Source organism: Pararhizobium qamdonense, from assembly GCF_029277445.1.
GTDB lineage: Bacteria > Pseudomonadota > Alphaproteobacteria > Rhizobiales > Rhizobiaceae > Pararhizobium > Pararhizobium qamdonense.
In genome coordinates this window covers 3,467,235-3,480,353 of the sequence record NZ_CP119566.1, presented here as the reverse complement: position 1 = coordinate 3,480,353, position 13,119 = coordinate 3,467,235, and the positions used below count along the sequence as shown (strand labels likewise).

At 62.4% G+C, this 13,119-nt stretch carries 11 protein-coding genes and 1 pseudogene; 5 read left to right on the top strand and 7 right to left on the bottom strand.

Annotation, left to right across the window (positions count from 1 at the left end; translation table 11 throughout):
• Positions 1-75: 75 nt before the first annotated feature.
• A pseudogene (locus PYR65_RS17025) lies at positions 76-276 on the top strand (type II toxin-antitoxin system HicB family antitoxin); the annotation flags it as partial.
• Positions 277-300: 24 nt separating this feature from the next.
• Here PYR65_RS17025 and PYR65_RS17020 read toward each other — a convergent pair.
• The 3 genes from PYR65_RS17020 to PYR65_RS17010 all read right to left on the bottom strand — a co-directional run bounded on the left by PYR65_RS17020 (position 301) and on the right by PYR65_RS17010 (position 1,536).
• Positions 301-705 carry a type II toxin-antitoxin system HicB family antitoxin gene (locus tag PYR65_RS17020; RefSeq protein ID WP_276118824.1) on the bottom strand — a complete coding sequence of 135 codons (405 nt, stop codon included), beginning with the start codon at positions 703-705 and terminating at the stop codon, positions 301-303.
• Between the two features lie 4 nt (positions 706-709).
• Positions 710-898, bottom strand: a complete 189-nt coding sequence (locus PYR65_RS17015; protein ID WP_276121089.1) for a type II toxin-antitoxin system HicA family toxin — start codon at positions 896-898, stop codon at positions 710-712.
• A 146-nt stretch (positions 899-1,044) separates the two neighbouring features.
• Positions 1,045-1,536 (bottom strand): GNAT family N-acetyltransferase, encoded by a 492-nt coding sequence (locus PYR65_RS17010; RefSeq protein ID WP_276118823.1) that lies wholly within the window; start codon positions 1,534-1,536, stop codon positions 1,045-1,047.
• A 375-nt stretch (positions 1,537-1,911) separates the two neighbouring features.
• Between PYR65_RS17010 and bla the strand changes: the two genes are divergently transcribed.
• Positions 1,912-2,796 carry a class A beta-lactamase gene (gene bla, locus PYR65_RS17005; protein WP_276118822.1) on the top strand — a complete coding sequence of 295 codons (885 nt, stop codon included), beginning with the start codon at positions 1,912-1,914 and terminating at the stop codon, positions 2,794-2,796.
• 105 nt (positions 2,797-2,901) lie between these two features.
• Here the strand turns inward: bla and PYR65_RS17000 are convergent, their stop codons facing one another.
• Positions 2,902-5,244, bottom strand: a complete 2,343-nt coding sequence (locus tag PYR65_RS17000) for a glucose/quinate/shikimate family membrane-bound PQQ-dependent dehydrogenase (protein ID WP_276118821.1) — start codon at positions 5,242-5,244, stop codon at positions 2,902-2,904.
• Here PYR65_RS17000 and PYR65_RS16995 point away from each other — a divergent pair.
• Positions 5,222-5,557, top strand: a complete 336-nt coding sequence (locus PYR65_RS16995) for a hypothetical protein (protein ID WP_276118820.1) — start codon at positions 5,222-5,224, stop codon at positions 5,555-5,557. The two genes, PYR65_RS17000 and PYR65_RS16995, sit on opposite strands and share 23 nt — an antisense overlap.
• Before the next feature lie 39 nt (positions 5,558-5,596).
• Positions 5,597-5,836 (top strand): hypothetical protein, encoded by a 240-nt coding sequence (locus PYR65_RS16990; RefSeq protein ID WP_276118819.1) that lies wholly within the window; start codon positions 5,597-5,599, stop codon positions 5,834-5,836.
• Between the two features lie 276 nt (positions 5,837-6,112).
• On the opposite strand, the gene PYR65_RS16985 is transcribed toward PYR65_RS16990, so the two are convergent.
• From PYR65_RS16985 to PYR65_RS16975, 3 genes are all read right to left on the bottom strand, one after another.
• Positions 6,113-7,618 (bottom strand): protein adenylyltransferase SelO, encoded by a 1,506-nt coding sequence (locus PYR65_RS16985; protein WP_276118818.1) that lies wholly within the window; start codon positions 7,616-7,618, stop codon positions 6,113-6,115.
• 149 nt (positions 7,619-7,767) lie between these two features.
• A complete protein-coding gene (locus PYR65_RS16980; RefSeq protein ID WP_276118817.1) occupies positions 7,768-8,238 on the bottom strand; it encodes a hypothetical protein in 471 nt (156 codons plus the stop codon).
• Between the two features lie 80 nt (positions 8,239-8,318).
• Positions 8,319-10,412, bottom strand: a complete 2,094-nt coding sequence (locus PYR65_RS16975) for a S9 family peptidase (protein WP_276118816.1) — start codon at positions 10,410-10,412, stop codon at positions 8,319-8,321.
• A gap of 296 nt (positions 10,413-10,708) precedes the next feature.
• On the opposite strand from PYR65_RS16975, the gene PYR65_RS16970 reads away from it, so the two are divergent.
• Positions 10,709-12,622, top strand: a complete 1,914-nt coding sequence (locus tag PYR65_RS16970) for a methyl-accepting chemotaxis protein (protein ID WP_276118815.1) — start codon at positions 10,709-10,711, stop codon at positions 12,620-12,622.
• The last annotated feature ends 497 nt before the right edge of the window (positions 12,623-13,119 follow it).

Below are 13,119 nucleotides of genomic sequence, written 5' to 3'. Positions count from 1 at the left end.
GTTTTTTGCACCGGCTTGCTTCTGCCGGATGCAACCGTAAAATGTCCTTTCTCGCCGCAGGATAGGAGCAAGTGCATGAACACCATGTCCTACAAAGGTTATGCTGCGCGGACCGATAGGGATGCACAGGACGGAATCTTTTATGGAAGGATTGCCGGTATCACCGATGGCATCGGCTTTCATGCCGATTCGATCGAGGATATGGAGGTGGCGTTCCGTGAGGCCGTGGATGATTATCTCGAAACCTGCGGCAAGATCGGCAAGGAGCCACAAAAGGCAGCCTGAACCAGCTTGGCGTAATCAGGCCGCATCGTCCCGGTCGATCTCGTGCAGGGCGGCAAGCGCGATGAACCCGGACCGCGTCAATCCCTTGGATTCGGCAAACCGGTCAATCTGGCGAAGAACATCTTCCGGAAGCGTGACATTGACACGCACAGCCTTCTTCGTCTCCATCCTCACTCCGACAAGAATGGCAACGCCTTTTCTGTTGTCCGCATCGGCCATGATGTTTTCGAGGCTGGAGGGCTCTGGAATGTTGGATCCATCCTCAACCAGACCTTCCAAATGAAATGCCAAAGCTTCGCTCGCCATCTGCCGGGCGTCGTCGAGATCGGTGCCTGCCGAGATCACGCCGGGAAAATCGGGAAAGGACACGCCATAGTCGCTGCCGGGGTCCTTGTGGATCAGTCCGATATAATTGCGCATGGAGCTACCTCAGTTTTAAGTCGGCCTGCTTTTCGATGCTTTTCAGCGTTCCGATGGGAATGTCACGCCTAGGGTGGGGAACCGTCACTCGACCAGGCTTGCCGGGGTGCTTGAATTGGACATGACTGCCCTTTCTAGCCACCTCGTACCAGCCGTCCTTCCTCAGATTGGAAATGACATCGGAGCTAAGTATATGGGAATTTATACACATCGATGTGTATAAATCAATCGGAAGCTTTCCGGCTGGAGACGGCTACGCTTGGCAGATGCTCTGCGCCGAGGCGGCCAAGGCGCGTTCCATCGAACGCGCCCATCGCCATCATGCTGCCGGACCCGCCCTTACGCCAGCGTCTGCAGGTAGCGCATGCCGGTAACTGGGCCGGGCGTGAAGTTTTCCGATTCGTAGAAGCGGTGCGCCTGGAAATTGCCGGTGGCAGCGCTGACGGAGAGATAGGTGGCGCCGGCCATGCGTGCCTGCTCGCGGGCCTTGGCAACGAGGTGGCGGCCGATGCCGGTGCCGCGATGGGCGCTGCGCACGTAGAGATGGTGCAGTTCCATGCCGCGCGCACCCTGCTGGGCGCGGTAGAGCGGCACGAGGATGGCGTAGCCGATCAGTTCGCCCGCAGCCTCGGCCACCAGCGCCGTGATCCACGGCATGCGGCCGAACAGGTCGCGCTCAAGATTTTCGGGTGTCACGGCGGCGGCGTCGCCGTGATGGGCGGCAAGTTCGCTGATCAGTTCTCGCAGTGCAGGCAAGTCGCGCTGCTTGGCGGTGCGGATGGTGACCATCGGGGCGCGGATGGCGGGCGCAAGAGGAAGGGTCTGCAGCATATGATGGCTCCTTATGGCTTTCCCGCCATCAGGTGCCGTCCAAAAACAAAAGCCGCCTGATGGCGGCTTGTTTGAACGAGATCAGACAGCCGCACCTATGGGAGCAGCGTAAAATACCAGCGGGCGATGTTTGCGGTTCTGATCATGGCGGGCAATGTCGCCTTTTCCGCACAAATGTCAACGGGGATTCTGAGGCCTGTTAATTTTTGCGGCGGAAACAAGATTTTGAACGGCCATCTTTCCGGCCAAGACCGGCCACATTCGCTCCCTACCCATGGCCTCCAGCGCATCATATCTGATTGAGTAATTGCTTATATAAGTGATCACAATCAAGCTCTTGGCTGCGCGCACAATGATCCAGGGAGACCCCATCGCATGTCGTTCACGTTCAATCGCCGCTCCTTCCTCATCGGCTCCGGCCTGTTGCTGCCCGGCATCGGCCTTGCGCCGCAAACGGTCCTTGCGGCTGGAAAAGACATCGAAAAGCAATTGGCAGCACTCGAAAAACAAACTGGCGGACGTCTCGGCGTCTACGTCCTCGATACGAAAACCAAGGCATCCTTTTCCCACCGGCCGGACGAGCGCTTTGCCATGTGCTCGACCTTCAAGGCGCTGGCGGCGGCCTGCGTGCTCGCGCGCGCCGACAAGGGCGAGGAAAAGCTCGACCGCAAGGTGCAGATTACCAAGAAGCATCTTTTGACCTATTCGCCCGCCGTCGAAAAGCGTGTCGGCGGCGCCATGACGGTGCGCGAACTCTGCGATGCCGCTGTCACGTTGAGCGACAATGCGGCGGCCAACCTGCTTCTGGCAAGCTTCGGCGGCCCCAAGGGGCTGACGGACTGGCTGCGCACGATCGGTGACGCCACCACCCGCCTCGACCGCTGGGAGCCGGAACTCAACGAGGCCAAGATCGGCGATCCCCGTGATACGACGACGCCAAAGGCGATGACGGAGACGCTCGGCAAGCTCCTACTCGGCGACACGCTATCGACAGCGTCCCGCGACCAGTTTACCGCCTGGCTTGTCGCCAATACGACGGGTGCCAAACGCCTGCGCGCAGGGCTTCCGAAAACTTGGACGATCGGTGAAAAGACCGGCACCAGCGGCCACGGCGAAGCCGGCGACATCGGCTTCGTGCGGCCCTCCGAAAACCACACCATCCTCGTCTCCGTCTATATCGCCGAGGGCAAGAAGCCGACGAAGGAGCTGGAGCCGGTTTTCGCCGACGTGGGCAAACTGATCGCCGCCATGGTGGGTTAAGACTGGCGGCGGCGATGGCGGCGCTGCCCGATTCATCAGCCCCTAACCGGAAAACAAAAAGCCGGCGGATCGCTCCGCCGGCTTTTTCGTTGTGTCGACGCTGCCTTACTTCGCCAGCTTGTAGGCGATCACGTAGTCGCCCGGCTTGGTGCCGACAGAGCCGTGGCCGCCGGCGACGATCAGGACGAACTGGGTGCCGTCATCGGTGGCGTAGCTCATCGGGGTGGACTGCCCGCCGGCGGGCAGTCGGCCTTCCCACAGCACCTTGCCGGTGGTCAGCTCATAGGCGCGGATATAGTTGTCGACGGCAGCTCCCAGGAAGGCGACGCCGCCCTTGGTGATCATCGGGCCGCCGATGCCGGGCACGCCGACCTTGAAGGGCAGGGGCAGCGGCGTCATGTCCCGCACGGTGCCGTTCCTGTGCTTGTAGGCGATCTGGCCGGTCTTGAGATCGGCCCCGGCGACATAGCCCCATGGCGGCGCCTGGCAGGGAATGCCAAGCGGCCCGAGGAACGGCCCCATGAAGACGCCGTAAGGTGCGCCGTCATTGCGGTTGAGGCCCTGTTCGGAACCCTTCTCATCCTGCCCCTTGGCCGGGATCTGGTCGCGCGGCACGAGCCTGGAGGTGAAGGCCAGATAGGTCGGCATGCCGAACATCACCTGCCGTTCGGGATCGACCGCGACCGAGCCCCAGTTGAACGTGCCGAAATTGCCGGGATAGATCAGGCTGCCTTGCAGCGATGGCGGCGTGTAGCGGCCTTCATATTTCAGCCGCTTGAAGTCGATCCGGCAGGCGAGCTGGTCGAACATCGTCACGCCCCACATGTTCTTGTCCGTCAAGGGTGGCGGCGAGAAGGTGAGGTCGGAGATCGGCTGTGTCGGCGCGGTGAAATCCTCGGCGATTGCGCCGGTCGGGGCCGGGATCTCCTTGACCGGGATGATCGGCTCGCCGGTGCGCCGGTCGAGCACGTAGATATCACCCTGCTTGGTAGGGCCGACAAGGGCCGGAACCGGCTGGCCGTCCTTGCCGGTAATGTCGAGCAGCACCGGCTGGGCGGGAACGTCCATGTCCCAGAGATCGTGATGCACGGTCTGGCGCACCCAGCGGACGGCGCCTGTGGTGATATCCAGCGCCACGATCGACGAGGAATATTTCTCCACATGCTCGCTTCGGTTCATGCCGAGCTGGTCGGGCACCTGGTTGCCAAGCGGGATGAAGACAAGGTTGAGCTTGTCGTCATAGCTGAACACGGACCAGCTGTTGGGCGAGTTGGTCGTGTAGGTCTGGCCTTCCGGCAGGGGCGTCGTTACGTCCGGATTGCCGCTGTCCCAGTTCCAGATCAGCGCGCCGCTGTTGACGTCGAAGGCGCGGATGACGCCGGATTGTTCCTGCGTCGAATAGTTGTCGTTGACGGCACCGCCGATGATGATCTTGCCGGCGGTGATCACCGGCGGCGAGGTAGAGTAATAATAGCCGGCCGGATTGTACTGCATGCCTTTTTCAAGATGCAGCGTCCCCTTTTCGGCAAAGCTCTCGCAGACCTTGCCATTGGCGGCATCGAGCGCGATCAGCCGTGCATCGGCGGTCGGCAGATAGACCCGTTCGGCGCAGGCACTGCCGGCCACGGCGGCCGGATCGGCATAATAGGTCACGCCACGGCAGGTCTGGTGCTGCCGGTCCGGGTTCATGCCGGAATTGGCGTCGAACTTCCATTTTTCCTTGCCGGTCGCCGCATCGAGCGCAATTGCCAGGTTGTGCGGCGTGCACATGTAGAGCGTGTCGTGGATTTTCAGCGGCGTCACCTGATAAGTGGTTTCGCCGACATCGTCGGGGCGCTTCACGTCGCCGGTCTGATATTGCCAGGCCTCCTGCAGGGTGCCCACATTGCCAGGCGTGATCTGCGAGAGCGGCGAATAGCGCTGGCCATAGGGCGTGCGGCCATATTGGTGCCATTCGCCGTCGGGGACATTGCCGCCGAGATCGGCAGCTGCGGTCGCCGTTCCAACCGGCAGTTCGCCGGCAAGATCAAGCGGGTCCTGCGTCATCGAGTAGCCGGCAACGGCGATCGAGGCGATCACGGCAAGGCCGAGCGGCAGGGCGCTGGCCTTGTAGACCTGGCCGGTCGGGCTGACAAAGCCAAGGCCGCGGCGGATGGCCGGCAACAGCAGCCAGAGGCCGAGCAGGATGATGACGCCGCCGCGCGGTCCAAGCTGCCACCAGTCGAAGCCGACTTCCCAGATCGCCCAGGCGAGCGTGCCGATGATCAAAAGCGCATAGACGGTGAGTGCTGCGCCGCGCCGCGCCAACAGGAGAAAGGCGGTGATGAGGAAGCCGAGGCCGGCAATGGCATAATACCAGCTGCCGCCGAGCACGATGAGCCAAAGCCCGCCGCCGCCGAGCCCAAGCCCGATCAGTGCGAAGACGATGGCCGTCAACAAAATCAACATGAATATCTCCCGTTATGGAAAGCCGCGCCGCGCGGAACGTCTCGCTTGCGGTGGGCATCTGGGGCCTCAGGGAAAAGGCCGTCTGGTCTTGGGGCTGGCCATCGCGCCGGATGGTGCTGTGCGCGGTGAACCTCAATCGGTGGCGCGCAAAGGGTTCAATCGCCGCGCGCGATATCACCGAACATATCGCACGGGCGCCGCCTTTCAATGGCCACAATTGCCCACAGCCATCAAAATTCGGCATGGCAGGCAGGCGTCTGGCGCACGGCCGGCGGACGGCCTGCAAAAGGATTTCGGCAGCGCGGAAAAATAGGATAGGTCAGCGGCAAGGTTTATCATATCGAGGTCTGACATGAAGAAATTGCTGACGGTTCTGCTGGTTGTCGTCGTAGCCGTCATCGGCGTGATCGGCGGGCGCTGGCTGCTCTATGTCACCAATACCAGCGATCCGCTGGACGAGGTCGGCATCGAACTCAACAGCCGCATGCCGGAACCGCTTCGCAAATGGGGCTGCGCCCAGCTGAAATCCAATTTCGAAAACCGCCTGCCGCCCTATGGCTGCGCTGTTGCTGGGGGAACGGGCTGGGAGTGACGGGGGATTGCGTGGGCGGCTGTGAGATTGATTTTCGCAGCATCCGGCAGGTCATTTGCGAAATATTCGATTGGCAAAACTTCCGTCATTCCTGTGCCTGTCACAGGAATCCAGCCAGCTCAAGTCCTTGAGCTGAAGGAGTCTTTTGACCCGGCAGACGCCGGGTCGCTGGATCCCCACCACAGGGGTGAGGATGACGGAGAGCGGGGTGATGACCCCGCCAGAGAATCGCATTCAGCGTTGGCAGCAATCCGAAAGCCTAAAGCGCGACGCCCCTCACGTCCCGCAAAACGTCTTCAAAACTTCTTCCGACGGCGCGGGCGGCGCCGCGTAGGCTGCAAAGCCCGGCCGGTCCTCGTAGGGCCTGGCAAGGGCGTCGTTCAGCGCCTCGAACAATGAGAAATCTCCATCGTCCTCCGCCGCGCGGATCGCCTGCTCGATCCGGTGGTTGCGCGGGATGATCGCGGGATTGACGGCGCGCATGACGGCAGCCGTCTGCGCGTCGGACAGGGGTTCGCGCCCGGTCCGCTCGCGCCACGCGGCAAGCCAGGCGTCGATATCGGCTGTACCGGCAAAGAGATCGCGAAGCGGACCGTCCTTGGCGCTGCCTTCGGCGGCATCGCAGAGCTTGCGGAAGGTCAGCGTGAAATCGGTTTCGTTGCGGTGCATGGCGCTCAGCAAGCCCTGAACCAGATCAAGGTCGCCATCCTCCTCGGTGTGCAGGCCGATCTTTGCCTTCATGCCGGTGAGCCAATGGGTCTGGAACAGCGCGCCATAATTGCCAATCGCATCATTGGCGAGATTGACGGCTTCCGACGGTTCCGGGTCGAGCAGCGGCAGCAGGGTTTCTGCCAGCCGCGCCATGTTCCATTGGCCAATCGCCGGCTGGCGGCCATAGGCATAGCGTCCGCCCCGGTCGATCGAGGAAAATACCTTTGCCGGGTCATAGGCATCGAGAAAGGCGCAAGGACCAAAATCGATGGTTTCGCCTGATATGGCGCAATTGTCGGTGTTCATCACGCCGTGAATGAAGCCGGCGCAAAGCCAGCGCGCAATCAGCGACGCCTGCCGCTCGATCACCGCTTGCAACAGCGTCAGATAGGGACGCTCCTGGGTCTCGATGCCGGGGTAATGCCGCGCAATGACATGATCCGAAAGCACCTTCAGCCCCTCGGTGTCGCCCCGCGCTGCCAGGAACTGGAAGGTGCCGACGCGAATATGGCTGGCCGCCACGCGGGTGATGACGCCGCCGGGAAGCACCCTCTCGCGGTAGACCGGCTCGCCGGTAACGACGGCGGCAAGCGCCCGGGTTGCCGGGATGCCCAATGCAAACATTGCTTCGCTGACGATATATTCGCGCAGGACCGGTCCAAGTGCCGCGCGCCCGTCGCCACGCCGCGAATAGGGCGTCTTGCCCGCGCCCTTCAGCTGGATATCGCGGCGCCTGCCATGGATATCGATGACTTCGCCGATCAGGATCGCCCGCCCGTCGCCCAGGAGCGGCACGAATTGACCGAACTGATGGCCGGCATAGGCCATGCCGAGCGGTTCGGCGCCGGCGGGTATCGCATTGCCGGAAAAGATCGCCGCCCCCTCGCGCTCCAGCGCATCGGCATCGAGCCCAAGCTCGATTGCCAGCGGCCGGTTGAACTTGATCAGCCAAGGCTCGGAAACCGGTGTCGGAACAGCCGCCGCATGAAAATGCTGCGGCAGCCGGGCATAGCTGTTGTCAAAGGGAATGGGGGCGGCCGCTGCCGTCTTTTCGCGCACGGATGATGTCATGCGTCTAAGGTAAGGTCACGGGCTCCCGGCGGCAAGGGCGTTGCGGCCTGCAGGGTTCTGGCCTATTTTGATATTGCGATGGAGATTGCGCCGTGAACGAAAAATAGGAGGCTGTTGCCTGTCTTGATGGGGCATACCGTCGTGGGAGTCTACACCGTCAGTGCACCACCCGAGGCCTCGGCCTGCGCCGTTCCTCCGTCCTGCGGGATTTCCAGCTGGCGCTTGATGGCGTCCTTGATCTCCGCCTCGATGGCCGCGCGGGCGTCGGCATCCATGGCGGCGAGGTCGTCTTCGGTCAGGTCCTTCCCGGCAAGAAGCTGTGCCCGGATCTTTTCGGCAAGCGACATGTTCGACCAGTCCAGAAACTCATTGGCCGGATTGTCCTTCGGCGCTTCGCTCACGGCACTTGTTTCGCCCTCCAGCTTGTCGGCCATGGAGAGCCAGAGTGCTGAAAACAAAGAGGAGGATGGGGATGAGCCGCCGGCAGAGATTGTCGGCGCCTGTGTGCGACCGCCACCCCCGCCGTCAATGTTCAGCGCCAAGGCGGAAGAGGCGGCGCCAGTTCCCTGATTTCCGTTTTGCGGACGGTAATAATGGCTGATGCTGTCGCCGATCTTCATATGATTCTCCCTGCGAAGTTGCAGGGAGAATTAGTCTTCAAGCCATGCGCGGGGCTTGTTTCACAGCGACGGAGACGCCGTTACATCTTCCCCGCCACCTTGATCGCGAATGCGTATTCGAAGGCGATTTCCTCCAGGCGCTGGAAGCGGCCGGAGGCGCCGCCATGGCCGGCGTCCATGTTGGTCTTCATCAGGATGGGTTCCGAGCCCGTGGTTTTTTCGCGCAGCTTGGCGACCCACTTGGCCGGTTCCCAATAGGTGACGCGCGGGTCGGTAAGGCCGCCCAGCGCCAGGATCGCCGGGTAGGGCTTTTCCGAAACGTTGTCGTAAGGGGAATAGGCGGCCATGCGCTCATAGGCCGTCTTGTCCTCGATCGGGTTGCCCCATTCCGGCCATTCCGGCGGGGTCAGCGGCAGCGTGTCGTCGAGCATGGTGTTCAGGACATCGACGAAGGGTACGGCGGCAATGACGCCCTTGAATTTCTCCGGTGCCATATTGGCAATCGCTCCCATCAGCATGCCGCCGGCTGAGCCGCCCTCGGCGATGATGTTTTCGTAGGACGTGAACTTCTGTTGATTCAAATAGTCGGCTGCTGCGATGAAGTCCTTGAACGTATTGGTCTTCTTCTCCATCCGGCCGTCTTCGTACCATTCAAAGCCCTTGTCCTTGCCGCCGCGGATATGGGCGATGGCATAGACGAAGCCGCGATCGGCGAGCGACAGGCAATTGGTGTTGAACGAGGCGGGAATGGCAATGCCATAGGCGCCGTAGCCGTAGAGCAGGCAGGGCGCCGAGCCGTCGAGGGCCAAATCCCTGCGGTAAAGCAGGGTGACCGGCACCTCGGCGCCGTCCCAAGCCGGCGCCATGACGCGGCGGGTGACGTAGTCGCCGGGATTGTGGCCGGACGGCACTTCCTGCGTCTTCAGCAGCGTGCGCTCGCGCGTCACCATATTGTAGTCGTAGAGCTGGCTGGGCGTCGTCATCGAGGAATAGGAGAAGCGGATGACGTCGGTGTCGTATTCGGCAGCACCCGCAAGCCCCAGCGAAAACGCCTCTTCGGCAAAGGCGATCGCATGTTCCTCGCCGGTGCGCCGGTCGCGGATCTTGATCTGCGGCAGGCCGGCCTCGCGCTCCAGCCAGACGAGATGGCGTGCATAGGCGCCATGCGAGATGATGAGCCGGCCGGCCGTATGCGGCACGACGTCGGTCCAGTGTTCCCGCGCCGGTGTCTCAACCGGCGTCTGCATGATCTTGAAATCCTTGGCGCCGTCGGCATTGGTGAGGATGTAGAAGACATCGCCGCCTTCAGACAGCGAATATTCAAGGCCGGTTTCGCGGGCCGCCACCAGCTGCGGCTTGCCGGTCAGATCGGAGGTCGGCAGGAGCCAGTATTCGCTGGTCTCGTGATCGTGGATGTCGATATAGATGAAGTCGTCGAGCATCGAGCCGCCGACGCCCATGAAGAAGCCCGGATCCTCTTCCTCGTAGACCAGCCGGTCGTCGCCTTGCCCGGTGCCGACGATATGGTGGAAGATTTTCGAGGGACGATGGTTGTCGTCGAGCACGGTGTAGAAAAAGCTCTTGCCATCGGGCGCCCAGGCGCCGCCGCCGCCGGTATTCTCGATGATATCGGCAAGGTCATCGCCGGTGGCGAGATCGCGCACGCGTAGCGTATAATATTCCGAGCCCTTGTCGTCATAGCTCCACAGACCCCGGCTGTGATCGGTCGAGTGATCGACGCCGCCCAGACGGAAATAGGCTTTGCCTTCCGCCTCCTTGTCGCCGTCAAGCAGCACGGAACGCGCACCGCCGTCGCGCGGCGTGCGGAAGAAGGACGGCTGCTCGCCGCCCGTCACATAGAACGTGCCATAGGCAAACGGCCCGTCCTTGACCGGAACGGATGAGTCATCCTCCTTGATGCGGCCCTTCATCTCGGAAAACAGCGTCTTTTGCAGCGCTTCGGTATCGGCCATCGCCGCCTTCATATAGGCGTTCTCGGCCTCCAGATGCCTGCGGATCTCCGGATCGAGGATCGAGGGATCCTTGAACATCGCCTGCCAGTTTTCGGCGCGCAGCCAGGCATAGTCGTCCGTGCGGGTGATGCCGTGGCGGGTATCGGTCACCGGCTTTTTCAAGGCGGCGGGCGCAGGTGGCAGATTTTTGAAGATGGACAAGGAAATCTCCGGGGCAATGCGAGGGGTGATGCGTCCGAGATAGAGACCGGGTGGCGAAGGTTCAAGCTGAAACTCGCATCGGCTGTGGTGGCACCCGCTTCGGATGTCGCATTTTTTGCCGCCTGACTGTCATCTCGATTTCTGGGATGCCAGTCTTAACCGGACGTTAGAGCAATTCCCTCAGATTGCGCCGTCATGCGCGATGTCGGTTTTCTCCTGCGCTTTGAAAGAGGCATCATGCCTCGCTCCCCTTATTTTGTTCAGCGTGCGGTCCCTTGCCCAGCCGGAGTTTCGACATGAATTTTCGCAATCTCTCTATTCTCCAGAAGATCAGTCTGGTCGTTTTCGTCATGGGGCTGTCCTGCCTGGTCATCGCATCCGTCGGTGCACGCGGCATCCTGGCGCTGGAATCGGCCATCGTCTCGGTCGGCGCCAGGGAAGAGGTTGCCCGCGAGGCCATGGACCTGCGCGTCGATATCATCGCCATCAGCCGCATGACCTACCAGCTGGCCGCACAGCCGGACAAATCCGCCGATTTCCGCGAAGAGGCTGACAAGCGCTCCACGGAAATGCTGGCGCGCCTGCCAAAGATCGAGGCCGCCGCCGACGCAACGGAGCTCCAGCAGCTGCAGGCGATCCGCGCGACGCTTAAAACCTATTTTGGCGAAATCCGCGCCATGGTCGATATTGCCGCCGCCAACCCGCAGGACGCTGCCGCCATCAAGGCGGCGCTTGCCAAGGCGCTTGACGCGCAAAAGACCGTCACCAGCACCGTCAAGGTCTACAGCACCTATTCGGGCGAAGCGCTTGCCGCCGCCCGTGCCGATGCCCTGCAGTCGTCCTCCGTCGCCCTTCTGATTGCTGTCTTTGCCGCAATCGGCTGCATTGCCGTTGGCGCACTCGTCAGCCTTCTGGTTGCCCGGCGTGGCATCTCCACGCCGGTGCGGGATCTCACCGCCGCCATGAGCCGTCTGGCCGAAGGCAATCTCGACAGCGCCGGCACCGACGCCACCCGCAAGGACGAGATCGGCGAGATGGCCCGCGCCGTGGAGGTCTTCCGCTACAACGCCCTGGCGATGCGCGATATGAAGGCGCAGGAAGCCGCCCTGCACGCGCTGAGCAGCGACCTGCAGTCGAGCATCAGCGCTGTCGTCGCCGCTGCTGTCGCCGGCGATTTCACCGGCCGCATCGGCAAGGATTACCAGAACGACGATCTCAACCGGTTTGCCGGCAGCGTCAACGAACTGGTGGAGAGCATCGATCTCGCCGTCACCGAAGTGCGCCGCGTCATCGCAGCGCTTGCCGATGCCGACCTCTCGGAAAGCATGGAAGGCCATTTCCAGGGCGCGTTTGCCGAACTGCAGCAGAACGTCAACGCCACGATGGTAACGCTGCGCTCGACCATGAACAACGTGCGCGGCGCCGCCGGCACCATCAAGGACAGCTCGGCCGAACTGAGTTCGGCTGCCAACGACCTGTCGAAACGCACCGAACAGCAGGCGGCAGCGCTCGAGGAAACCGCAGCCGCGCTCGACGAGATCACGGCGACCGTGCGCACCTCGTCTGCCCGCGCCGTTGAGGCCCGCGACATGGTGCGCGAAACCAAGGAGAGTGCCGGAAAATCCGGCGAGATCGTCCGCAACGCCGTCACCGCCATGAGCCGGATCGAAGGGTCTTCCAGCAAGATCAGCCAGATCATCGGCGTCATCGACGAGATCGCCTTCCAGACCAACCTTCTGGCGCTGAATGCCGGCGTCGAAGCCGCGCGCGCCGGTGATGCCGGCCGCGGTTTTGCCGTCGTCGCCCAGGAAGTCCGCGAACTCGCCCAGCGCTCCGCCAATGCCGCCAAGGAGATCAAGGCGCTGATCAGCGCATCCGCCTCCGAGGTCGAGGGCGGGGTCTCGCTGGTGCGCGCAACCGGCGATGCGCTGGTTGAAATCGAACGGCTGGTGCTGCGCGTCAACGACCACGTCGAAAGCATCGCCACCGCCGCCCGCGAACAATCAACGGCGCTCGCCGAAATCAACACCTCGGTCAACCACATGGACCAGATGACCCAGAAGAACGCCGCCATGGTCGAGGAAACCACGGCCGCAAGCGAAACCCTGGCCGACGAAAGCCGCCAGCTGCAAACCCTGCTCGCCCGCTTCAAACTGGAAGAAACCAGCCGTCCGCAGCCGGCCCAGCACCGCACCCGCTACGCCGCCTGAGACGGCACGGACGGTCAGGTAAGATGCGAAGGGGAGGGCGGCAACGTCCTCCCCTTTTGTTTGGATGGTCGCCCTCGATCGCGAGACTATCGCCTCTGGAATGTGGCCCTTGCCTCGATCTCCCCCTTCTCCCCAGCGGGGAGAAGTGCCGAGCGGATGCGAGGCGATGAGGGGGTGGTTCGGCGCATTCTGAGCACTTGGCCCCCTCATCCGCCCTTCGGGCACCTTCTCCCCGGCGGGGAGAAGAGGGAGGACGCCGACGGCCCGTTTGCGATTTTTCTGCCCGGTGGAGGAGGAGGTGCCTGAGTGATCAACAGACGGGCTAAATCCCATCAGTTCCTCACCTGTCAAAGGCGAGGCAGCATGGCCACACCATTCTCGCGGCCGCTCCCCGATCCGCGAGACTATCGCCTCTGGAACGCGGCCCTTGCCCCGATCTCCCCCTTCTCCCCAGCGGGGAGAAGTGCCGAGCGGATGCGAGGCGATGAGGGGGCGGT